This is a genomic window from Streptomyces sp. T12, assembly GCF_028736035.1.
GTDB lineage: Bacteria > Actinomycetota > Actinomycetes > Streptomycetales > Streptomycetaceae > Streptomyces.
Genome location: NZ_CP117866.1, coordinates 10,581,059 through 10,603,466, shown reverse-complemented (window position 1 = coordinate 10,603,466; position 22,408 = coordinate 10,581,059). Strand labels below are relative to the sequence as shown.

Below are 22,408 nucleotides of genomic sequence, written 5' to 3'. Positions count from 1 at the left end.
TACGGGGCTTTCGGCCCCATGCGGCGGCGTGTCGAGCGTGGCACGTTGGATACAGCACCATTCTGCGGAGAGGGCGGCGATCATGCGAGCTCACCTCGGCGACCAACTCGTCATCGAAAGCCCGGCAACCGGCGCCACTCGGCGCGACGGGGAGATCGTCGGGCTCCACCACGAGGACGGAACACCTCCCTATGACGTGCGCTGGTCGGACACGGACGAAGTAACGCTCGTGTTCCCGGGCCCCGACGCGCACATCCACCATGTCGAGCACGGAGCGCCCGGCACCGCCCACGAGCCTTCCCGGCCGTACACGGGTGAGGCGGAGACCGCGTCCGCAGCGACCCCGCCGCCGGGGACACCCAACCCCGGTGACATCGGCAGGCGCGTGGCCGTCGAACGTCGGCGACAGCGGCTCAGCCGGGGGGAAACCGCCCGCCGCGCACGAATGTCGCCCGAGTATCTGGCATACCTGGAGGAACAGCCCGCCGACCCGAGTGTGGCGACTCTCATCAGGCTGGCCGACGCGCTCGGCATCAGTGTCACCGCCCTGCGTGGGGGAGGCATCGATCTCCCGCCCGGCCAAGGCCACGCGCTGCTGCACCCGCAGCTCCGGGACCTCAGCCCGGGAGAATGCCGCACTCTGCTGTCCACACACGGGGTGGGACGCATCGCGGTGTCGACGTCCGACGGACGCCCGGCGGTCGTCCCGGTCAACTACGAGGTCATCGACGACACGATCGTGTTCCGGACCTCGCCCGACTCCGTGCCCTCGGCTGGCGTGGGAACGGATGTCGCCTTCGAGGTCGACCACGTCGACGAGGCTATGAGCCAGGGCTGGAGCGTGCTCGCGGTCGGCCCGGCAAGCGTTGTAACGGAGCCCGATGCGGTGCGCCGGCTCTCCGAACACGCCCACACCTCGCCATGGGCGGGCGGCGAACGCGCGATGTGGGTGTCGATCCGGCCTGCGAGCCTCACAGGCCGTCGCATCACACCGGCCGATCGGTAGGCGGCCAGGGGCAGTGGCCTGGTCCCGGCGTGCCGCCGACTCGCGAGGGGAGGCTCCGGTGAGCCGACAAGTGACCCAACACCCACCATCCGACGAGCGGGTGGCGGCCCTGGTCCACGACGCTGCGGCCGCCCCGTCGATGCACAACGCGCAGCCCTGGCGCTTCCGTTACTTCAAGGGCACGGGCACGTTCGAGCTGCGTGCCGACTTCGACCGCGCCATGCCGCACTCCGACCCCGACACCCGCGCCCTTCATCTCGGCTGCGGCGCTGCCCTGTTGAACCTGAGGGTGGCCGTGGTCCACGAGGGCCGGCACCCGGAAACCCGGCTGCTGCCCGACCCCACCGACCGGGCTCTGCTCGCGAGCGTGCAGTTGACCGGCCCCGCAGGCGACGAGAGCGACCTCGGCGCGCTGTACCCGGCGATCCATCAACGGCACAGCAGCCGCTACCCGTTCGAGGAGACGAAGATCCCCGATGCCCTGCGGGAAGCGCTCAGCGCGGCCGCTCGCGATGAGGGAGCAACCCTGTCGTTCCCCACTTCATGGCATCTGCAGGATGTGCTGGAACTGGTCCAGGAAGCCGAGGCACGCAACATCACCGACCCCGGCAGCGCACAGGACCTGGCGCAGTGGACCCAGATCGATGCCTCCTCTGTGAACACCGCCGACGACGGGGTCCCGCAGTACGCCTTCGGTCCGCGCAAGCGCGGGGGCAGGGCCCCCATGCGCGATTTCGCCGGCCCCCGGCAGGTGGCGGGACGGGACGCCGCGGACTTCGAGCAGAACCCTCAACTGGCCCTCCTCAGCACGGCCCACGACCACCCGGAGGACTGGCTCCTCGCCGGCCAGGCCATGGAACGCGTCCTGCTGCTGGCCACCCTCAGGGGGCTGTCCAGTTCCTTCGTCACCCAGCCCCTCGAATGGACGGACCTGCGCTGGCCGCTACGCGACCCGGTGACCGGGACGGGCTACCAGCAGTTGCTGCTGCGTCTGGGGTACGGGCCCAAAGGCCCCAGCACGCCGCGCCGCCCCGTGACGGAAATACTCGACATCCAGCCCTGACCCAGCCCAACCACGTGCTCAGGTCACGGCGCGGTCTCCGGCCGGTCCGGGGCGGTGTCCGCCCCGCTGAGCCGCGATTCGACATCCACCACGCCCTCCACGGCGCGGACGAGGCGCTCGGCGACCCAGACCAGCGAGGTGTCCTGGACGCGTCCGCGAAGGGTGACCACCCCGTCGTCCACGGACACGTGGATGGTGTGACTGAGCGCGGGGAACAGGTAGGACACCACGGTACGGCGGACTTCCTCCTCGATGTCCTCGTCCGACCGCAGGAAGACCTTCAGCAGGTCGGCACGGCTGACGATGCCCTGCAGCCGGTCCTCGTCGTCGACCACGGGCAACCGTTTGAGGTGCTTCACGGCCATGATCCGGGCTGCCTGGGCCAGGGTGACATCGGGGTGGACCGTGACCGCCGGAGTACTCATGAGTTCCTCAGCGGTCACCGCACCCGCCTTGGCGAGATCGGACAGACGCTGGATCTGCTCGGAGCGGGGTAGGTCGCGGTCCCGGAACTCCTCCTTGGGCAGCAGGTCGGCCTCGGAGACCACACCGATGACCCGCCCGTCGCCCTCCAGGACCGGTACGGCACTGACCTTCCACTGCCCCATCGCCCGCACGATCTCCTTGAACTGCGCGTCGCGTCCGACGGCCACCACGGGCAGGGTCATCACATCTCTCACGATGTGCGGAGTGTCAGGCATGTCCTGGTTCCTTCAGAGGCGCGCCGGAGGGGTGGTTCGGCTCTACGCCTCCAGCATCACCGCGACCCGCCGTACCGCAATCCGGCCGAGCGCCGCCCGATGCGATAGCCGGTCTGTATGTCGCGGTGGACCGCGGCCGGTGCGACGGTAGTGACAGGGGGTCTCTCAGCAGCCGGACGGACAAGGCGGTGGCGGCGATGGAACTCCCCCTGGTCGTGGGCATCGACGGATCGGACCCCAGTCTGCTGGCGATCGACTGGGCAGTGGACGAGGCGGCACGCCATGGGCTGCCGCTGCGCTTGCTCTACGCCTCCCTCTGGGAGCGTTACGAGGGAAGCCGCCCGTCCCTCAGCGCCGATCGTCCTGCTGAGGAGGTCATGGTGGAGCACATCATCGCCTCCTGCACGGAACGTGCCCGGCTTCGCAATCCTGACGTGAAGCCGTCGGGCGAGGTACTGCCCGACGATGCCGTGTCCGTGCTGCTGGGGGCAGGGCACGAAGCATTCGCCCTGGTCACGGGCTCCCGCGGGCGTGGCGAGATCGCCGGGCGGCTGCTGGGGTCGGTCAGCCTCGCGGTGGCGGCTCGCGCGGTGTGCCCGGTCATCGTGGTCCGTGGCTCGGAGCAGAACCTTCGAGGATCCTTCGGCCGGGTCGTGGTGGGCGTCGGCGACTCGACCGACGGCGAGGGCGCCGTGCGGTTCGCCGCCCACGAGGCCAAGGCACGCGGCTGTGCCCTGACGGCCGTACGGGCATGGCGCAGCCCGGCTCACGAGCACGCAAACCATCCTCCCCCAGACTCCGTCCGGGGGGACCGCCAGATCGCGGACGAACCCATGGGGGCGCATGAGGAGCAGGCCTCCAACCGCCTCACCGACGCGCTCCGTGAAACCGTACGGGAGCACCCCGACGTCGAAGTACACCGTCGGCCGGTCGAAGGCCCCGCCCACCGTGTCCTGTTGGAGGCATCGACCGAGGCCGATCTGATCGTCGTCGGTGCTCTGCGCCGGCACGGTCACTTCGGTCTGCAACTCGGCAGGGTCGCCCACGCCTTGCTGCACCACTCCGAGTGCCCGGTCGCCGTCGTCCCTCAGCGGCTCTGAGGTTTCCCCGCGCGGGCCAGGGCTCCCACGGCTTCTGAGGGAGAAGGAAGGGCGGCGGATGTCGGAGTGGACGTGGGAGTGGGACGGCTACGACCCCGATGCCGAGCGCTTGCGTGAATCGCTCTGCACGCTCGGCAACGGCTACTTCGCCACGCGGGGCGCTCTGCCCGAGTGCCGGGCGGGCCTGGTGCACTGCCCGGGGACCTACGCGGCCGGGTGCTACGACCGCCTGGAGTCGACCGTGGCGGGGCGACAGGTGGTGAACGAGGACCTGGTCAACCTCCCGAACTGGCTGCTCCTTCGGTTCCGTCTGCGCCGCGCCGAAGGAGCGTGGGGCCCGTGGTTCTCCCCGGACAGGCACACCCTTCTGGAGCACCGGCACATCCTGGACCTGCGCCGCGCCACGCTCACCCGCCGGTTCCGCCACCGGGATGACAAGGTGGGTGTTCTCGACGTCGAGCAGACCCGCCTGGTTCACATGGGGGACCCGCACTTGGCGGCTCTGCAGACGGTCTTCACCGCCGAGGACTGGTCGGGAGAGATCGAGCTCGAGTCCTGCCTCGACGGCGAGGTGATCAACAGCAACGTGCACCGCTACCGCGCACTCAACCGCCGCCATGTGACCCGGGTGCGGACAGGGGCGCAGGAACCCCACACGGTCTGGCTGAGCTGCCGGACCAGCACCTCGGACATCGGTGTCGCCATGGCCGCCCGGACCGTCGTCGTCGGCGGGCCCGCAGCCTCGTCGGAGCTTCGGCCGGCCCGCCGCCGCGCCGTCCACCGCCTGGTGGTCCCGATCGCTCCCGGCCGGCCCGTCGCCGTGGAGAAGACCGTGGCACTGCACACCTCACGCGACACGGCGATCAGCGACCCGCTCGGCGAAGCGGTCGACCGGGCGTCCACCGCGGCGGGTTTCCCGGCCCTGCTGGACTCCCACATCGCTGCTTGGGAGCGGCTGTGGCGGCGCGCGGACATCCAGGTACCGGGCCAGGCCGGTCGTATCCTGCGCTTCCACCTCTTTCACGTCCTGCAGACGCTGTCACCACACACCGCGGATCTCGACGTGGGCGTCCCGGCGCGTGGGCTGCACGGCGAGGCGTACCGAGGTCATGTCTTCTGGGACGAGCTGTTCGTCCTGCCGTATCTCAACCTGCACTTCCCGGAAGTCTCCCGGGCCCTGCTGAACTACCGCCACCGGCGCCTTGCGCGGGCCTGCCGGGCGGCCGCCGCAGTCGGCCGGGCCGGGGCTATGTACCCATGGCAGAGCGGCAGCGACGGTCGTGAGGAGACCCAACAGTGGCATCTCAACCCCCGCTCGGGGCGCTGGCTGCCGGACCACTCCCGGCTCCAGCACCACGTGGGCTCGGCGATCGCCTACAACGTGTGGCAGTACTGCGAGGCCACCGGCGACACCGAGTTCCTGCACACCAAGGGCGCGGAGATGCTGCTGCAGATCGCTCGCTTCTGGGCGGACCTCGCGGAGTTCGACCCCGGCACGGGCCGCTACCGCATCCGCGGGGTCGTCGGGCCCGACGAGTACCACGACGCCTACCCTGGTGCCGCGCTGCCGGGACTGGACAACAACACGTACACCAACGTCACCGCCGCCTGGGTCCTCATCCGTGCCCTGGACCTGCTGCGCCGCCTCCCCGCCTGGCGCCGCGAGGAACTGTTCGAGCGCGTCCGGCTGGACGGCGACGAACTCCCGAGGTGGGAGGAGATCTCCCGGCGGCTGCGAGTGCCGTTCCACCAGGGCGTCATCAGCCAGTTCGAGGGCTACGACGACCTCGCCGAGCTCGACTGGGACGCCTACCGGGCGCGCCACACCAGCATCCGGCGGCTGGACCGGATCCTGGAGGCCGAGGGCGACACAGTCAACGGCTACAAGGCGTCCAAGCAGGCCGACGTCCTCATGCTCGGCCACCTGTTCTCGCCCGCCGAGCTGCGGACCCTGTTCCGGCACCTCGGGTACGACCTGGACGACGAGGTCTGGCGCCGAACCGTCGACTACTACCTGCGGCGCACCAGCCACGGCTCCACACTCAGCGGGCTCGTCCACGGCCTGGTCCTCGCCAGGGCCAGGCGAGCAGAGGCGTGGAGTTACGTCCAGGAGGCTCTGGAGGCCGACATCGCCGATATCCAGGGCGGCACGACCGGCGAAGGCATCCACCTCGGGGCGATGGCCGGAACTCTCGACCTGGTCCAGCGCGGACTGACGGGCCTGGGGACGAGCGAGGACGCCCTGTGGCTGGACCCGGTGCCCCTTCCAGCGCTCTCCGAGTACGGATTCTCGCTGCGCTACCGCGGTCACTGGGATGTCGGCCTACGGCGCCGGAGCGGACAGCTGGAGATTCGTGTGCCCGCCTCGGAGGAATCACCGATCCGCGTGGTGCTGGCCGACCGCGCCGTCACCGTCGCGCCCGGGGAGACCTGCACGCTCGTGCTGCCGGCGAGTTGATCCGCGCGGATGGGCGTGCCGGGCCCCGCGTCTGCCGCACGATCCGTCAGTTTGGGGCCTGGGCTCCGATAACGGGGGTTCCGCACCGGGTGACAGCGCTGTGGGAGGTGTGCATGAAGTGGTTGGTCTCGCTGGTCGGTGCCGGGCTCGTCATGGTCAGTTTGCGGGACCTGTTCCACACGCTCTGGCACCCCACCCGCCACGGCGGCCTGAGCCGCCTCGTGATGACGGCTCTGTGGCGACTGACCCGGCGCGTCCGTGCGGGCAGGCGGGTGGTCGGGCTCGTCGGACCACTCGCCATGGTGACGGTGGTGGCCATGTGGGCCGGAACCGTCGTCATCGGCTGGGCCATCGTCTACTGGCCGCACATGCCGGACGCGTTCGCCTTCTCACCCGGTTCCGAGGCGGCACAGGAGCCGGCACTGCTCGACTCCTTGTATCTCTCGCTCGTCACCGTGGCCACCCTGGGCCTGGGAGACATCGCACCCGGTGAGGCCTGGCTGCGCCTGGTCTCACCGCTGGAAGCCCTCGTCGGCTTCGCCCTCCTGACGGCCACGGTCTCCTGGGTGCTGGAGATCTACCCGGCGCTGACCCGCAGGAGGGTCCTCGCCATCCGGCTGGCGCTGCTGCGCGACTCGGACCCGACGACAGCGCAGCTCGACTCCACTGCGGGAGCCCTGCTACTGGACAGCCTGGCCACCGAAATCGTACGCGTCCGCATCGACTTCACCCAGTACGCCGAGGCGTACTACTTCCATGACGGCGAGGACCACTCGTCACTGGCGGCCATGGTCGGCTACGCCGCCGCCCTCGCCGAGCGCGGACAGGCAGCGCGACGACCCGAGGTACGACTGGCCGGTGACCTGCTCGCCGGTGCCCTGGCAGACCTCGCCGCCATCCTTGACCAGCGCTTCCTCCACACGGGAGGACCACCGGCGGAGGTGTTCGCCGCGTACGCCACCGACCATGGTCGCGGGCGCGCGCAGCCTTGAGCGAAGGTGCACTCCGAGGCGGAGGCAATCCGTCATCCGGGGCGTTGACCGGGAGGCGCTCGGCGACCCATGAGCATGGAGCCCGCCACCGCTCGGGTGACGTGCCCGCCTGTTCCCGGCATGCGCACGGGATGCGAACAACCCACACTGGACTCGAGTAGTACCGGCCGGGGCGGGCCAGGCTCCCTGGGCTCTCCCCGCGCGGACGGCGACGTTTCGAAGGAGACGACCATGCCCACTGCCCGGGAGATCATGCACACCGGTGCCACCTGCATCCGGGAGAACGAGACGCTTCAGGACGCGGCACGCAGGATGAAGGAGCTGAACGTCGGCGCCCTCCCGATCTGCGGCGAGGACGACAGGCTCCACGGGATCATCACCGACCGCGACATCGTGGTGAAGTGCCTCGCCAAGGGCAAGGACCCCCGGACCGTGCCCGCGGGCCAGCTCGAGCAGGGCAAGCCGGTCACGATCGACGCCGGAGCCGATGCCGACCAGGTCCTCCGGGCAATGGAGGAGCACAGGATCAGGCGGTTGCCCGTCATTGACGACCATCGCCTCGTCGGCATGATCAGCGAGGCGGACCTCGCACGTCACCTGCCCGAGGACAGGGTGGGCCACTTCGTCGAGGTCGTCTGCGCGGTCCCCTGACCGGCGGACGCGATCACCCCACCGTCACGCGTACCGCGGTGACCTTGTACTCAGGACAGGATGTGACGGTGTCCGCGTGGTCGGATGTCAGGCGGTTCACTCCGCTCGCGGGGAAGTGGAACGAGCAGAACGCCTGCCCGGTAGCTGTCTGTTCGCTGATCCTGGCGATGAGCCGGGCCCGGCCATGCCGACTCTCCACTCCGACCTGCGCACCGTCCCGGACGCCGTATCGGGCGGCGTCGTCGGGGTGCAGGTCGAGGAAGTCGACCGGGTCGAGCGCGAGATTGCCGCCGCGGCGGGTCATGCTGCCGGAGTTGTAGTGCGCCCAGCGCCGCCCGGTGACCAGGACCAACGGATAGTCGTCGTCGGGGGTTTCCCCGGGTGGGAGATAGGGCGCCGAGGCCAGGTGGGCCCGCCCGTCCGGCGTGGCGAACCGTTCCGCGTAGAGCTTGGCCTGCCCCGGTCGGCCGGGGTCCGGGCAAGGCCACGGCACGGCGCCCTCACGGTCCAGCCGCTCGTGGGAGAGACCCGCGAAGACGGGTGCGACCCGACCGCACTCGGCCAGCGCGTCGGCCGGAGCGGAGCAGTCCAGGTCAGCTCCCATGAGCGCGGCGAGGGCGCGTACGACGTCGAAGTCGCTGCGCGCCTCACCCGGCGGGGGCACGGCAGGGCGGACCCGCTGAAACCGGCGGTCGAAGTTGACGAAGGTGCCGTCCTTCTCCAGCCAGGACGCGACCGGCAGCACGACGTCGGCGTGGCGGGCGGTCTCGGACAGGAACAGTTCGTTGCACACCACGAGCGGACACGCGTCCAGGGCTTCGGCCACCCGGTTCGCGTCGGGGTCGGTGGCGCAGACGTCCTCACCGATCACCCACAGAGCCCGCAGCTCCCCGGCCCGTGCCGCGGCGAACATGTCCGGGATCCGCATGCCGGGCCGTTCGGGGACCTGTACACCCCACACCGCCTCGGCCCGCGACCGCACTGCGGGGTCGGTCACCTTTCCATAGCCGGGCAGGAGGTCGGGCAGCGCCCCCATGTCGGATGCACCCTGGACGTTGTTCTGGCCGCGCAGGGGGTTGACGCCGTGCCCACGGTCGCTGCCCACGGCACCCCGCAGGATCGCCAGGTTGGCCAGTGACCGTACCCCGTCCGTGCCGTGCAGGTGCTCGGTGACGCCCAGGCCGTAGACGATCGCGGGCCGCCCGGCACGGCCGTACAGCCGGGCCGCGGCAACCAGGTCCGCGGCGGGCACCCCGGTGACGTCCGCGACCCGGTCGGGCGGGTAGTCGTCCAGCAGCTCGACGAGCTCCGGCAGGCCGGTGGCCCGCTCGCGCAGGAACTCCTCGTCGGTCAGCCCCTCGGCGAGCAGGACGTGGGCCAGACCGTGGAAGAGCGCCACGTTCGTACCGGGGCGGGGCCGCAGGTGTACGTCGGCATGCAGAGCGAGGCCCACGGCGCGGGGATCGGCGACGACCAGCTTGGCCCCGCGCAGCACCCGCCGGAGCAGGCGTGCGCCGACCACCGGATGGGCTTCGACCGGATTGGCCCCGACCACCAGCAGGCAGTCGGACCGCTCGACGTCGTCGAAGCTGTCGGTGCCGCCGGACAGCCCGAAGGAGGCGGTCAGGCCGGCAGCGGACGGGGAGTGGCACAGACGGGAGCAGTTGTCGACGTTGTTCGTGCCGATGACGACCCGCATGAACTTCTGGACGAGGTAGTTCTCCTCGTTGGTGGCACGGGCCGAGGAGATCGCCGCCACGGTGTCCGGGCCGCCGGTGTCAGCGGCCTCTCTCAGGCCCCGCGCCACATGGCCGAGCGCTTCGTCCCAGCCGACGGATTCCAGGCGGCCGTGGCGGCGCAGCAGGGGCCGGGTCAGGCGTTCGGAAGAGGTGAGATAGCCATGGGCGAAGCGGCCCTTGACGCAGGCGTGGCCCTGGTTGACCGGGCCGTCCCGGGCCGGCAGGACCGCCGTGACCTCGGCGTCGGACGTGATGACGTCCAGGGCGCAGCCGACACCGCAGTATCCGCACGTCGTGCGGGTGGCGGCCGGCCGATGGGCGGACGTGAGTCCGCGCCCCGGGCCGGGCTCGGTGATCGCGCCGGTGGGGCAGGTGTCCACGCAGCCGCCGCAGGCCACGCAGTCCGACTCGGCCCAGGGCCCGCCGGTGCCGGGGGCGACGACGGTGTCGCCGCCCCGGCCGGTCAGGGTCAGGGCGAAGGTGCCCTGTACGTCGGAGCACATGCGGACGCACCGGCCGCAGGCGATACACAGGTCCCGGTCCAGGTGGACGTAGGGGTGGGTGTGGTCCCCACCCCGCCCTCCCCCGCCCTGGGCCGTCTCGGCGCTGATGCCCAACGACCGGCAAACCCGGGCGAGTTCGCTGGGGTTATCAGCGCTCAGCGCGCGGGGCGGCAGGGCTGATGCGATGAGCTCCACCGCGTCCCGGCGCAGCTGCCGGAGTTCGTCGGTGCCGGTTTCGACGCGCGCACCTGCCACGGCCGGGGTCACGCAGGCCGCCACGATCTGGCCCTCGGCCCGCACGAGACAGGTACGGCAGGAGCCGGCGGGACTGAGCCGGTCGTCGGAGCACAGGGCGGGTAGCTCGGCGTCGGCCGCCCTCACTGCCGAGAGCAGGGAGGCCCCCTCGGGAACGGAGACGTCCGCCCCGTCGACCTCGACCTCGACCTCGATCATGGTCCCCATCCCCGCAGGCGGTCACCGTAGACGCGGGCGAGACTGTGCACCGCATGCGGAATGCGCCGTCCGAAGGCGCACAGGCTCGCCTCGGCCAGAACACGCCCGAGCCGTTGCCATTCCCGTCCGGGCGGACCCCCGGCGGACGCCAGCTCCAGGCCGCGGCGCGAGCCCACGCGGCAGGGCGAGCAGGCACCACAGCTCTCGGCCGCGGCGAACTGCCAGATGTGCCGCAGCAGTTCCTCCGGGGACACATGCTGGTCGAAGGCGACCAGTCCGGCGTGACCGAGCGCGGCGCCCCGGGCCGCGAGGGCGGTGGTGGTCAGCGGGACATCCAGCCCGTCCACGGAGAGGAAGCCACCCAGCGGTCCGCCGACCTGCACGGCGCTCAACTCGGCGCCCGCCTTCAGTCCGCCGCCCAGCTCATTGACGATCCGCACCAGCGGGGTGCCCAGCTCGACTTCGTACGCCCCCGGTCGGGCGAACCGCTCGGACAGGCAGACCAGCTTCGTCCCGGTCTCACCCGGAACCCCGCGCCGCGCGTACGCCTCCCCGCCACGGGAGACGATCCATGGGACGGAGGCAAGGGTCTCGACGTTGTTCACCACCGTCGGCGCGTCCCACAGCCCGCGCTGGGTCGGGTAGGGCGGACGCGGCCGGGCACAACCCCTGTCCCCCTCCAGGCTCGCGATCAGGGCCGTCTCCTCACCCGCGACATATGACCCGGCGCCCTCCGCCACCTCCACATCCAGGGTGGTGTCCGTGCCGTGAACGGACGGCCCGAAGTGCCCGTCGGCGTATGCCCGCTCGGCTGCTTCCCTCATCCGCGCCAGCGCGCGGGGATACTCCGAGCGCACCAGGATCACACCGCGTTCTGCCCCGCACGCGAAGCAGGCCAGGGCCAGGCCCTCCAACACCCGCTCCGGCTCCGCCTCCATGAGTAGCCGGTCGGCGTAGGAACCAGGGTCGCCCTCGTCGCCGTTGGCCACCACCACGGTGCCGGGGGCCCGGCCGGCCGCCGCCCACTTCGCAGCCACCCGGAACCCCGCTCCGCCACGGCCCCGCAGCCCGGATGCGGCCACCTCCAGCTGGACCGCGTCCGCGGAACCGGTCGTCACCATCCGCGGCCACACCTGCCACGTGGGCTCCCCGGCCACCACTCCGCCCAGGAGCACGGGGTCGCCCGTGTCGTCGGCCGCCGGAATCTCCGGCGCCCGCGCGGGCTCACGTCCCGCGAGCTGACCGGCCAGCGTCGGGCCTGTGCAGGGCGTGTCCCCGTCGAGCGCGGCGGGACCCGCGTAGCAGTAGCCCAGACAGCGAACGGTCTGCAGTGATGTCTCTCCGTCCGGTGAGACCGCGTCCGCGTCGACACCCAGTTCGCGTTCCACCTCGAGGAGATGTCGTCCGGCCTGCGCGGCGAAGCACGCCGTCGCCGCACAGATCCGGACATGACGGCGGCCGTGCGGAGCGGCAAGGTCCGCGTAGTAACTGGCTGGTCCCAGGGCGGCGGCAGCGGGCAGACCGACCTCGACGGCTGCCGCCGGAGCCCAGACCTCGGGGTTGTCCGCTGTACCGGCCCTGACCTCGGCCAGCGACTCGATCAGCCGGCCTCCCGGCCGCCCACGCCGATCGTCCAAGGCCCGGAACGCGTCGAAACGGTCCACGGGACCAACGGGAGCCATGCCCTCATCGTGGCGGCGGCCGCACGAGGCCGCAATTCCGGCATTGCGCTTGCGTGCGGCAGCGGCAGCGGCAGCGGCAGCGGCAGCGGCAGCGGCAGCGGCGCCAGATGGCCCCCGTGGACGGCTCGGCATCGGGTCTTGCTGCTGTGGAGGCGGCTGCGCGGTTGCGCGGGGCGTGGTTGCGGGTGATCCATGCGTTCACGTGGCCCGCGATGCATCCGCCCTTGGGTCCGTCGCCGCTGGGCCCGCCGGAGGGCGGAGTCCAGAACATGGTCGAACGTGTGGTGTCGGAGGCGGTGGAGCGGGCCCGGACGGTGGCGCCCGAGGTCGACGTCAGTCATCTCGTGGTGACCGGGGAGCCGTTGACGCCCTGGAGTCGCAGTCGCGTGCCGCGGCGCACGCCCGGTGTCCGGTGCTCGTGGTGCGCGAGCAGCAGAGCGATGGTCCGATCGTGCTGGGCGTCGACGGCTCCGCCGCGGGTGACAGGGCAGTGGACTTCGCCTCCGTCGGGGCCCCACTTCGGGAGCGCCGCTGGTTGCGCTCCATGCCTGGACGACATGGAGTGCGCCGCTGCCCGCACCCCAGGACACGTCGATGCCGTACGCGAACGGATCGCGCCGGCCCGCCGGCCGAGAGTGAGCACTTGGAGAAGCGGGCGATTCGGTAGAGCGTCCGCAGCTCAGAACCGGTCCAGCACCTCCGCCATCCCGGCGGCGAAGACGTCCAGGTCCGGGACGGTGTCCGCGTCGCCGACCAATGAGAAGTTGAGCTGGCCGTCGTAGGAGATCACTCCGACGCTGAGTGGCACGTTCCCCTGCACCACGCCCAGTTGGAACAGCTCCCGGAGTCGGGCGCCCGCGAGGCTCACGGGCATGGCTGGGCCGGGAAAGTTGCTCGTGAACAGATTGACCAGCCGCTGGTGGAACATGGTCCGCACCAGCAGCGACTGGGCGAGCCGGCCCATGGGTTGATAAGCAGGCAGCTGTTTGCGTGACGCAGTGGCAGCCGCGATTTGTTGCAGCCCTCGGAGTGGGTCGCTCTCGCTCACGGGTAGCGGCACCAGCATGATGCCCACGCGGTTTCCCCAGGGCCGTCCGTCCGCCGCCGGGGTACGCAGGGATGCCGCCACCGATGCCGTGATGCTCAGCCCGGGCGTCAGCTCGCCCCGGGCCTGGAGCAGCCCGCGCGCTCCGGCGGCCACCGCCGTGAGCACGACGTCGTTGATCGTCGCCCGGTGGAGGTGTGCCGTGGCCCTGATGTCCTCCAAGCCCGCTCGGAGGAGGAGAAGACGCCGGTGCCTGCCGACCGGGCGGTTCATCGAAAGCCGAGGGGCTGGGCCCTCGTGCCGGAGTCGGCGTGCCCCCGCCGACAGGGATCGAAGGCGAGTGGTCGCACGAGCGGGAGATCCGAGTGTGCGCGCTGCGCCTGTCAGGGATGCGTGGTACCGGCGGAGGCTGTCCGAGCACAGTTCCCCCATGCCGGGAGGTGACTGAGGTGACCACGGGCAGGGGTCGGAGGACACCGCATCGCGGGTCGGATCGAGCAGCGCGCCCATGAGCATGAGGGCGGCGAGGCCGTCGGCGACCGCGTGGTGCAGGCGGACGAGTATCGCGACGGTGCCGTCGGCGAGCCCGGGCAGCAGCCACAGCTCCCAAAGGGGACGCGAGCGGTCCAGTGGCGGCTCGTTCAACTCCGCGCACAGAACGAGCAGGGTCGCCTCGTCGCCGGGGTGAGGAATCGCCCGCGTTCGCACGTGGTGACGGATGTCGAATCGCGGGTCATCGACCCACAGGGGCGGCCCCAGGCCGACGGACGGCCGGTACAGCACCTGGCGCAGGCGAGGAGCAAGGCTCAGACGAGCCTCGATGCGTTCGCGAACCGCACCCGAACGCAGCTGCCCGTGCCCGTCCGTGAGCGGCGCCCCTTCCACGAAGGCGAGCGCGGCAACGTGCATGGGCACTCCGCGCGTCTCGATGCGCAGGTTGCTCACATCCAGCGGACTCAGCCGCTCGATCCGCCCCTCCGTGGTCCCATTCGGCACGTCCCACCACATCCCTGGCGACGCCACCGCCACGCCTCTGGTCATCGCGGTCGACACCGCGCCCGTCCCGGAAAGCGACGGTCCGGCGAGGCGGTTTGCAGCTCACTTCTATTGTGCGAGACCCGTCGTACGAGTCCAAGGCAGCCTTCCTGCGTCAGCGCCCCTGCCACCGGCCCTTCCGGCTCACCGCCGCGCCGGGGACCCGCGCGCCGACGACACTGGAGGTGCCGGCGGGAGGAGGTTCTGATGGACACGCACACCGGTACCCGACCACTGCTGCTGGACAGCGCCCTGCCGGACTTCCGCTTCACACGTCTGGAGTGCACGACCGTCGCCGTCGGGCCGTCGCCGACGTACCAAGCAGCGCGCGACCTCGATCTCCTCACGATCCACTCGCCACTGTTCGACCTGATCGCCCGGGCACGCGGCCTGCCCGACCGGCTGTGTGGCAACCCCGCTCCGCGGCCGGCGTCGATGCGGCTGGCCGATCTCTTCGACACGGTCACGAAGGACCGGCACGACCAAGAGCAGGCGGAGGGCGAGCAACAGCAACCGTGGGTCGGACTTGGCGAGGATCCTGGGCGGGAGTTGGTCTTCGGCGCCATCGGCAAGGTGTGGCAGCCGTCCATCCGATGGCGTCGGGTCGAGCCCGGCGACTTCCCGGAGTTCGCGGAGCCCGGCTGGGCGAAGATCGCCGCGGCAATGGTGGTCCACCCCTACGGCACCGGGCGGTCCCTGCTGACCTACGAGGCGCGCACGGCCTGCACCGACCAGGCCGCCATCAGACGCTTCGCCCGTTACTGGACACTCGTCTCGCCCGGTGTCGGCATCGTCATGCGCGCGGCGCTACGGGCGATCAAGACTGCGGCGGAGGAAGAGGCCAGGTCCGCGACCGGTGCGCGCAGCACCTCGCCGGACGGGACCTGACGACGGGTGTCGGGGCCGTCTGCCGACGTGCTCGGTGACGCTTCCGCGTTCCTGTGGTACGAGCGGGACGGAGCTGAGACGCTGAAAACATGAGCGAGCACCGGCCCACGGCTGGGCGACGTTCCTTCGGCGTGGCGGCCGGAGCGCTGACCCTGTACGGCATCTTCCTGAGACCGCGGATGCTGACCTGGGGCGCGACGGATGAAGAAGCCGGCCGCAGCTACCCAGGCGACGAGCTCATCCCAAACCCCGACGGATCGTCGACCATGGCCACGACCCTGTCGGCGCCGCCCGAAGGGGTCTGGCCCTGGCTGCAGCAGATGGGCTGCAACCGCGGCGGCTGGTACAGCTGGGACCGCCTGGACAACAGTGGACACCCGAGCGCGGAACGTATCGTCCCGGAGTGGCAGCGCCTCGACAAGGGACAGCACCTGGACTCCGTGCCGAGCGGGGAGGTCTGGTTCACCGTCGCGGTCCTGGAACCGGAGCGGACACTGGTCCTGCGCTCGCGGACGGCGCTGCCCTCCGGACGCCCCTTCGACAGGCTGGACCTGGACGAGCCACCGCCGCGTGCGTACGCCGACTCGATCTGGGGCTTCCACCTTCAGCCGGAGCCCGGCGGGAGGACCCGGCTGGTGGTCCGCGCGCGGGGCCGCAGCCGCCCGCGGCCCCTCACCCGACCCCTGGACGTGCTGTTCTGGGAACCCGCCCACCTGATCATGCAGGCTCGTCAGTTCCACAACCTGCGCACGCGCGTCAGTGCGACGGCGTGAACCCGGGGAGGACGCCAACCCGTGCTGCCCGCGCCGTAATCCGAGGCAGGGAGCGGCCATGGCCACAGGGCATCCCGGCGACGGCGTGACCTGTGGATCGGGGGATGGAGGACACGAGACAACGAACGCCGCATCGCCCCCGCCATCACCCGCCGCAGCGGCCAGGCCACCATGCGCACCGCGCCGAGGAACTCGGTGGAACTCACCCCCTCCCCCGCGATCCCTAAGACACCTTCCTGGAATGGTGCGTGCCGGTGCCCGGCGGCACCGATTCCGCTGACCACTGCAATGACCGGAATGTTTGGCCGCATTACGCCGCGTCGAGTACCACCGTCTGCTGGGCGGGGAACCCGAGTGCGCAGTTCCGGCTGCGGCACGGCCAGAAGACACGGGCCACGCCAGGAACGCGGGCGATGAGGAGCCACGCGAGCGCGAACGAGCCCGCGATGCCGCCGACGACGAAGGCGAGGATCTTCACCTCGGCCAGTACGGGGACGGGACGCAGGGCGACGGCGAATCCGATCAAGGCCAGCTCCTGGACGATGAATGATCCATAGGCACTGCGGCTGACGACCGGGCCGGTCCGTCGCAGCGGCCGGTCGAGGCGCCGCTGCACCACCCCAAGCGGCCACGCCTAGCCGAAGACGACGAGAATGCTCGAAGGCGGCGAACCCCAGCGACGGTCCGTTCCAGCCTCCCGCAACGTCCTCGCCCGCCCAGGGCCCTCAGGCCGAGCATGCCGACCGCCGGCACCGCCACGGCCAGCAGTGCTGCGGTGCGGCAGCGCCGGTGCATCCGGTCGGTAACGGCCGCGAGCCACCCGTCCCGGAAGCCGAGGATGCCCACCGCGAACACCGCGAACACCGCGATGCCGCCGGGCCACTCCCACGGTTGCGCCGGCAGACTCACCCGCGTCTACCGGCGCGCAGTGTCGCAATCGCATCCCCGGCCAGGTCGGGGCCGAGACGGACACGGTCCTGGCGTCCACCACATCAAGCCGGCCGTGGCGGCCTCCCGAATGGCCAGGCTCTTGGACCCTGCGGGCGATGCACGAGGCCAGGGGCACGCCCCCGGAACGCCCGCCCACGTGACCTTCGCTGCGGCAAGGGCGATACTGCCGACATCGGGGCTCCGGCGACGACACGCAGCACGACCACAGACACCTGACGACCCGTCATCAAAGTCAGCATTAAGTCAGCATCAGTACCGCCGGAACCCGTCCTCGACCGCCACGGACCGCCAAGATCGAAAACCGGCCCCAACCGTGCTGACCTGGTTAAACGCAGGTCATGAGCCCAGCTGCTAATCTCACCAGGAGGTATCAATGAGGATGCTGATCAACGTCGCAGAGAGGGTCGTCGCGGACGCGCTGCGCGGCATGGCGGCTGCCCATCCCGAGTTGGTCGTCGACGTGGAGAACCGCGTGATCGTACGGCGGGACGCACCCGTCGAGGGAAAAGTCGCCCTCGTCTCCGGTGGCGGGTCGGGGCACGAGCCGCTGCACGGTGGATTCGTGGGTCCGGGGATGTTGTCGGCGGCCTGTCCGGGTGAGGTGTTCACCTCGCCGGTGCCCGACCAGATGGTGCGTGCCGCGGCCGCCGTGGACAGCGGGGCGGGTGTGCTGTTCATCGTGAAGAACTACACGGGTGACGTCCTCAACTTCGACATGGCCGCGGAACTCGCCGAGGACGAGGGCATCCAGGTCGCGAAGGTGCTCGTCAACGACGACGTGGCGGTCACCGACAGCCTCTACACGGCCGGCCGGCGCGGCACGGGCGCGACACTGTTCGTGGAGAAGATCGCCGGTGCCGCCGCGGACGAGGGGCAGCCGCTGGAGCGGGTGGAGGCGATCGGGCGGCAGGTCAACGAGATCTCCCGCAGCTTCGGCGTCGCCCTCAGCGCCTGCACCACCCCCGCCAAGGGCAGCCCCACCTTCGATCTGCCGCCGGGCGAGCTGGAGTTGGGCATCGGCATCCACGGCGAGCCGGGCCGGGAGCGGCGGGCGATGATGACGTCGGGTGAGATCGCCGACTTCGCCGTGGGCGCCATCCTGGACGACATGACCCCGCGCAATCCTGTCCTCGTCCTGGTCAACGGCATGGGCGGGACACCGCTGTTGGAGCTGTACGGCTTCAATGCCGAGGTCCAGCGGGTGCTCGCCGAGCGCGGTGTGAACGTCGCCCACACCCTCGTCGGGAACTACGTCACCTCGCTCGACATGGCCGGCGCCTCCGTCACCCTGTGCCAGGTGGACGAGGAGCTGCTGCGGCTGTGGAACGCGCCGGTGAAGACGCCGGGGCTGCGGTGGGGAATGTGATCCGGAGCCGGATGCTCGCAACGCACCTGTCACGCAAGGAGATCCAGTGCTCGACGCCGAATTCTTCCGCCGTTGGATGACGGCGACCGCCGCTGCCGTCGACCGTGAGGCGGAACGGCTCACCGCCCTCGACTCGCCCATCGGGGACGCGGACCACGGCAGCAATCTGCTGCGCGGGTTCACCGCCGTCGCCGCGGCGGTGGAGAAGGAGGCCCCGCAGACGCCCGGTGCGATCCTGATGCTCGCCGGGCGGCAACTCATCTCGACCGTCGGCGGAGCGTCGGGACCGCTCTACGGGACCCTGCTGCGCCGGACCGGCAAAGCCCTCGGGGACGCCGGCGAGGTGAGCGAGGATCAGTTCGCCCAGGCGCTGCGGGACGGGGTGGACGCGGTCATGGCGCTCGGTGGGGCGGCGCCGGGCGACAAGACCATGATCGATGCGCTGGTGCCGGCCGTGGACGCGCTCGGCGACGGCTTCGCCGCGGCACGGGCCGCCGCCGAGGAGGGCGCCCTGGCGACGACGCCGTTGCAGGCCCGCAAGGGGCGAGCGAGTTATCTCGGGGAGCGCAGCATCGGACACCAGGATCCCGGGGCCACGTCCTCGGCGCTGCTGATCGCGGGGCTGGTGGAGGCGAACGGTGAGTGACGAGAAGGTGAGTCACGAGAAGGTGAGTGACGACAAGAGCGAGCGGCTCGTCGGCATCGTGCTGGTCTCGCACAGCGCTCAGGTGGCCGCTTCGGTGGCCGAGTTGGCGCAGGGCCTCGCGGGCGGCGCAACGGCGGTGCCGGTGGCCGCGGCGGGCGGTACCGAGGCCGGCGACCTCGGCACCAGCGCCGAGCTGATCGCCGCGGCGGCCGCCTCCGTGGACCGCGGCGCCGGGGTCGCGGTCCTCACCGACCTGGGCAGCGCGGTCCTCACCGTCAAGGCCCTGCTCGCGGAGGGCGACGAACTCCCCGCCAACACACGCCTGGTGGACGCCCCGTTCGTCGAGGGCACGGTGGCCGCGGTCGTCACGGCGGCCACGGGCGCCGACCTCGCGGCGGTGGAGGCGGCGGCCGCGGAGGCGTACACCTACCGGAAGGTGTAGGACGACCTACGGCAGCCCGCCACACCGCAGGCCACACCGCAGGCCCTCGGGCGAGGCGGTCTGCGGCAGCCGTGGCGCCACGGGCCCCTCGGCCGCGTCCCGGGTTATGGTTCGCGCGCCGAGGGCCCTGGCTTCCGCCTCGAAGTGACGGCAGCCGCTTCCGGAGGTCTTGGCAGCCGCCGCACAAAATCTTCGTGCTGTTCCACGCCCCATGACCACCGCTCCCCAGAGCCCGCCTCCCTACCCGACCCCCTGCGCCGCAACCCCCAGCGCCAACCGCAGTGTCGCCGCCAGTTCGGTCTGTGCCGTCGCCCGGTCGAGGCGGGTGTCGGCGGTGTGCCAGGCGTAGTGTTCGACCGCCGCGCGCAGTGCCGCGTTGAGGGTCGCCGCCTGGATCGTCGGGCGCAGATCGTCGGCGGGCAGGCCGGCGCGTTCGGCGAGGGCGCGGGCGAACGCCGGTTCGGCCTCGTCGTACGTCTGGAGCCAGATCGCGCGCAGGCCGGGCTCGGTACGGGTGAGTCGCACCAGGGCCCCTACGGTCGCGCGGTCGGGCCCGGCCAGCAGGCGGCCCTCGACCGCGAGTTCCTCGTCGAGGAGTTCCTCGAGCGGCTGCCCGGGACGCCACCGCCGCAGGCAGTCGGCGATCAGGTCGATACCGGCCGAGAACAGCGGCCGTACGCAGCTCTCCTTGCTCGGGAAGTAGCGCCACACGGTGCGCGCGGAGACGCCGACCGCCGCTCCGATCTGCTCGCCCGTGGTCGCCGCCACGCCCTGGGTGACGAACAGGTCCACCGCCGCTCGCGCAATCTCCAGCCGGATCTCGGCCTTGCGCTCCTCGGTGAGGGGTGGTCGTCCCGTAGGTCGCCTCGTACGTCCACGGGTTGCGGTCATGTTCTCCTCCGGCCGGCGCTGATCGCTCTCCCGGAATTCTCTCCGAAAACTCTCCCCGAGGACTTTATGTCACTCAGAGACATTAAGTCGTAGGGTGGGGCCCTCGGGCGCGTTCGACAGGCCGCCCTCGGATTCACGGATGGGAGTAACTCATGACCGGCGGACTGAACGGGCGCAGCGTCATCGTCACCGGAGCGGGCTCGGGCATCGGGCGCGCGGCCGCCCTGGCCTTCGCCAAGGAGGGTGCCCGGGTCGTGGCGGCGGACCTGAACGCCGAGGGTGCACAGACGGTCGTCAAGGAGATCGAGCAGGCGGGCGGCGGTGCGGTCGCCGTCGTCGGCGACCTGAGCGAGCAGGCCGTCGTCGACCGGGTCGTCGAGACCGCCGTCGAGCGCTTCGGCGGCGTGGACGTCCTGGTGAACAACGCCGGGATCATGGACCGCATGTCGGCGCCGGCGGACGTCACCGACGCCGAGTGGGAGCGGGTCATACGAGTCAACCTCACCGCCCCCTTCCTGCTCACCCGGGCGGTCCTGCCGCACATGCTCCAGGCGGGCAGAGGCACCATCGTCAACACGGCCTCCGAGGCCGGCCTGCGCGGCAGCGCCGCGGGCGCCGCCTACACGGCGTCCAAGCACGGCGTGGTGGGGCTCACCAAGTCCCTTGCTGTCATGTACCGCAAGCAGGGAATCCGCGCGAACGCGATCGCCCCGGGCGGCACTCAGACCGGCATCGTCGTGGACGCCGCGCGGGACGCGCACGGACCGGCGGCCCTCGGCCCGCACTTCGTCAACATCGGCAAGCTGGCCCAGCCCGAGGAGCAGGCCGCCGCCATCGTGTTCCTCGCCTCGGACGCGGCGAGCAACATCAACGGCGTGGTCCTGCCGGTCGACGACGGCTGGTCGGCGGTCTGACACCTTCTCCCCCACCGTGCGCGAATCGCCTGCCGTGCACGAACTCCCTCGCCAGCCGCTCCCCGGCCGTCACGGTGGCCGCGTGGTCCTCGATGGGCGTCACCCGCGCGTCCTTGAAGACGATGTAGGTGACCCCGGAGGCCGTGCCGCCGCTGTGCGGGTCGGGCGAGATACCGAGGGCCTCGGCGGCGGCGTACGACGCCTCACCGATCATGTCGTTCGGGCCGACGTCACCGACGACCGCGTACCGCACCCGGCCCTGGTACACGACCGCGGCGACCGAGCCGCCGCGGATGCCGTGGTCAAGTGGGTTCCAGAGGCGGCTCGGAGCGGGCACGACGATGTACGGGAGGTTTTCGGCGCTCAAGTAGCGGCCGTCGGACTGCTGGTAGGCCGTCGCGGCGGAGAAGTACGGATCGGTACGGCGGTTGCAGTGGCGGGTGCGCTGCCCGTCGCAGTCGATGTCCATGTCGGCCTTCCAGAACACGGCGTCCCGCGCCCCGCAGACCCGGATCGACGCGGGCACACCACTGTCGCTGCGGTAGCGCCCCTGGGAGACCGCGGCACACTCACGCACCTTCGACAGCAGATCAGTGGCGCTGACGTCGGCCTCGCGGCGGGCCGTTGACCCTTCCTGCGCGGGCGGCGGGATCGGGGGCGGCAGCGTCGGGGCGAGCAGGGCGGCGCTCGCCGCGGCCAGCGTCAGCGAGTGGAAACGCACGATAGGGGACCCTCTCGTCGAGGAACACTGACGGACACTCAGCCCATCCGATGCTGTGTCGATCATGCTGCCACCAGCGGGGCCGTACAGCGTGCACCCCGACGACACGACTACCCGACGATCTCCCCGAACTTCCGGCAGGAGCCGGGGGCGTGAGCCCGCGAAACGGACCCCGGCCCCCGGCCACCCGCGCCCCGGCGCGGGATCAGCGACGACAGCGGCCCGCGTCGGCAGGCGTGAACTCCCCTCCCCTCATGGAGAGTTCAGCCCCGAGGGGCTTCAGCATACGTAACGTCCCTGGCGGTTCATCAACGACCGCCCTCTTGAGGTGATCGCGTCAGCGGCGACATAGTGGAGCCCTATTGGTCCGGACCATTGCTGCCAGTTG

General features: G+C 71.1%; 19 protein-coding genes and 1 pseudogene. 13 read left to right on the top strand and 7 right to left on the bottom strand.

Features of this window, described 5'->3' with window-relative positions; genetic code table 11:
- The first annotated feature begins 82 nt into the window (after positions 1-82).
- Positions 83-1,006, top strand: coding sequence for a DUF1918 domain-containing protein (locus PBV52_RS47395; protein WP_274248071.1), 924 nt, complete (start codon positions 83-85; stop codon positions 1,004-1,006).
- Positions 1,007-1,145: 139 nt separating this feature from the next.
- Positions 1,146-2,069, top strand: coding sequence for a nitroreductase family protein (locus tag PBV52_RS47390; protein WP_274249979.1), 924 nt, complete (start codon positions 1,146-1,148; stop codon positions 2,067-2,069).
- A gap of 23 nt (positions 2,070-2,092) precedes the next feature.
- Here the strand turns inward: PBV52_RS47390 and PBV52_RS47385 are convergent, their stop codons facing one another.
- Positions 2,093-2,770: a CBS domain-containing protein gene (locus tag PBV52_RS47385; RefSeq protein ID WP_274248070.1), complete on the bottom strand. Its 678-nt coding sequence runs from the start codon at positions 2,768-2,770 to the stop codon at positions 2,093-2,095.
- 197 nt (positions 2,771-2,967) lie between these two features.
- Here PBV52_RS47385 and PBV52_RS47380 point away from each other — a divergent pair, with 197 nt between their 5' ends.
- From PBV52_RS47380 to PBV52_RS47365, 4 genes are all read left to right on the top strand, one after another.
- Entirely contained in the window at positions 2,968-3,870 is a 903-nt protein-coding gene (locus PBV52_RS47380) for a universal stress protein (RefSeq protein ID WP_274248068.1), read from the top strand.
- 58 nt (positions 3,871-3,928) lie between these two features.
- Positions 3,929-6,328 (top strand): glycoside hydrolase family 65 protein, encoded by a 2,400-nt coding sequence (locus tag PBV52_RS47375; RefSeq protein ID WP_274248066.1) that lies wholly within the window; start codon positions 3,929-3,931, stop codon positions 6,326-6,328.
- A 113-nt stretch (positions 6,329-6,441) separates the two neighbouring features.
- Entirely contained in the window at positions 6,442-7,320 is an 879-nt protein-coding gene (locus tag PBV52_RS47370) for a potassium channel family protein (protein ID WP_274248063.1), read from the top strand.
- Positions 7,321-7,551: 231 nt separating this feature from the next.
- Complete coding sequence (locus tag PBV52_RS47365; RefSeq protein WP_274248060.1) at positions 7,552-7,971, top strand: CBS domain-containing protein; 420 nt, start codon at positions 7,552-7,554, stop codon at positions 7,969-7,971.
- A gap of 13 nt (positions 7,972-7,984) precedes the next feature.
- Here the strand turns inward: PBV52_RS47365 and fdhF are convergent, their stop codons facing one another.
- Together fdhF and PBV52_RS47355 are read right to left on the bottom strand one after the other, a co-directional pair.
- Entirely contained in the window at positions 7,985-10,666 is a 2,682-nt protein-coding gene (fdhF, locus tag PBV52_RS47360; protein ID WP_274248058.1) for a formate dehydrogenase subunit alpha, read from the bottom strand.
- Positions 10,663-12,348, bottom strand: coding sequence for an NAD(P)H-dependent oxidoreductase subunit E (locus PBV52_RS47355; protein WP_274248056.1), 1,686 nt, complete (start codon positions 12,346-12,348; stop codon positions 10,663-10,665). Before PBV52_RS47355 ends, fdhF begins: the two co-directional genes overlap by 4 nt.
- Before the next feature lie 107 nt (positions 12,349-12,455).
- Here PBV52_RS47355 and PBV52_RS47350 point away from each other — a divergent pair.
- Positions 12,456-12,957, top strand: a pseudogene (locus PBV52_RS47350) (universal stress protein); the annotation flags it as partial.
- Positions 12,958-13,027: 70 nt separating this feature from the next.
- Here PBV52_RS47350 and PBV52_RS47345 read toward each other — a convergent pair.
- Complete coding sequence (locus PBV52_RS47345) at positions 13,028-14,389, bottom strand: wax ester/triacylglycerol synthase family O-acyltransferase (protein ID WP_274248054.1); 1,362 nt, start codon at positions 14,387-14,389, stop codon at positions 13,028-13,030.
- A 246-nt stretch (positions 14,390-14,635) separates the two neighbouring features.
- Between PBV52_RS47345 and PBV52_RS47340 the strand changes: the two genes are divergently transcribed.
- The gene (locus PBV52_RS47340) at positions 14,636-15,316 is read left to right on the top strand and encodes a hypothetical protein (RefSeq protein WP_274248052.1); all 681 of its coding nucleotides are present in this window, start codon (positions 14,636-14,638) and stop codon (positions 15,314-15,316) included.
- A gap of 89 nt (positions 15,317-15,405) precedes the next feature.
- Positions 15,406-16,089, top strand: coding sequence for a hypothetical protein (locus PBV52_RS47335; protein ID WP_274248051.1), 684 nt, complete (start codon positions 15,406-15,408; stop codon positions 16,087-16,089).
- A gap of 310 nt (positions 16,090-16,399) precedes the next feature.
- Here PBV52_RS47335 and PBV52_RS47330 read toward each other — a convergent pair whose 3' ends face one another.
- Positions 16,400-16,705 carry a hypothetical protein gene (locus PBV52_RS47330; RefSeq protein ID WP_274248049.1) on the bottom strand — a complete coding sequence of 102 codons (306 nt, stop codon included), beginning with the start codon at positions 16,703-16,705 and terminating at the stop codon, positions 16,400-16,402.
- Between the two features lie 708 nt (positions 16,706-17,413).
- Between PBV52_RS47330 and dhaK the strand changes: the two genes are divergently transcribed.
- From dhaK to PBV52_RS47315, 3 genes are read left to right on the top strand one after another with little or no spacing between them, the layout of a single operon-like run.
- On the top strand, positions 17,414-18,406 hold the full coding sequence (dhaK, locus tag PBV52_RS47325; RefSeq protein ID WP_274248047.1) for a dihydroxyacetone kinase subunit DhaK: 993 nt from the start codon (positions 17,414-17,416) through the stop codon (positions 18,404-18,406).
- A gap of 46 nt (positions 18,407-18,452) precedes the next feature.
- Positions 18,453-19,052, top strand: a complete 600-nt coding sequence (gene dhaL, locus PBV52_RS47320) for a dihydroxyacetone kinase subunit DhaL (RefSeq protein WP_274248045.1) — start codon at positions 18,453-18,455, stop codon at positions 19,050-19,052.
- 22 nt (positions 19,053-19,074) lie between these two features.
- Complete coding sequence (locus PBV52_RS47315; RefSeq protein ID WP_274249978.1) at positions 19,075-19,494, top strand: PTS-dependent dihydroxyacetone kinase phosphotransferase subunit DhaM; 420 nt, start codon at positions 19,075-19,077, stop codon at positions 19,492-19,494.
- 240 nt (positions 19,495-19,734) lie between these two features.
- Here PBV52_RS47315 and PBV52_RS47310 read toward each other — a convergent pair whose 3' ends face one another.
- Positions 19,735-20,385: a TetR/AcrR family transcriptional regulator gene (locus PBV52_RS47310; protein WP_274248044.1), complete on the bottom strand. Its 651-nt coding sequence runs from the start codon at positions 20,383-20,385 to the stop codon at positions 19,735-19,737.
- Between the two features lie 152 nt (positions 20,386-20,537).
- On the opposite strand from PBV52_RS47310, the gene PBV52_RS47305 reads away from it, so the two are divergent.
- Positions 20,538-21,299, top strand: coding sequence for an SDR family NAD(P)-dependent oxidoreductase (locus tag PBV52_RS47305; RefSeq protein WP_274248042.1), 762 nt, complete (start codon positions 20,538-20,540; stop codon positions 21,297-21,299).
- Here PBV52_RS47305 and PBV52_RS47300 read toward each other — a convergent pair.
- Positions 21,253-22,020 (bottom strand): glycoside hydrolase family 75 protein, encoded by a 768-nt coding sequence (locus PBV52_RS47300; protein ID WP_274248041.1) that lies wholly within the window; start codon positions 22,018-22,020, stop codon positions 21,253-21,255. The genes PBV52_RS47305 and PBV52_RS47300 overlap by 47 nt on opposite strands.
- Positions 22,021-22,408 lie beyond the last annotated feature (388 nt).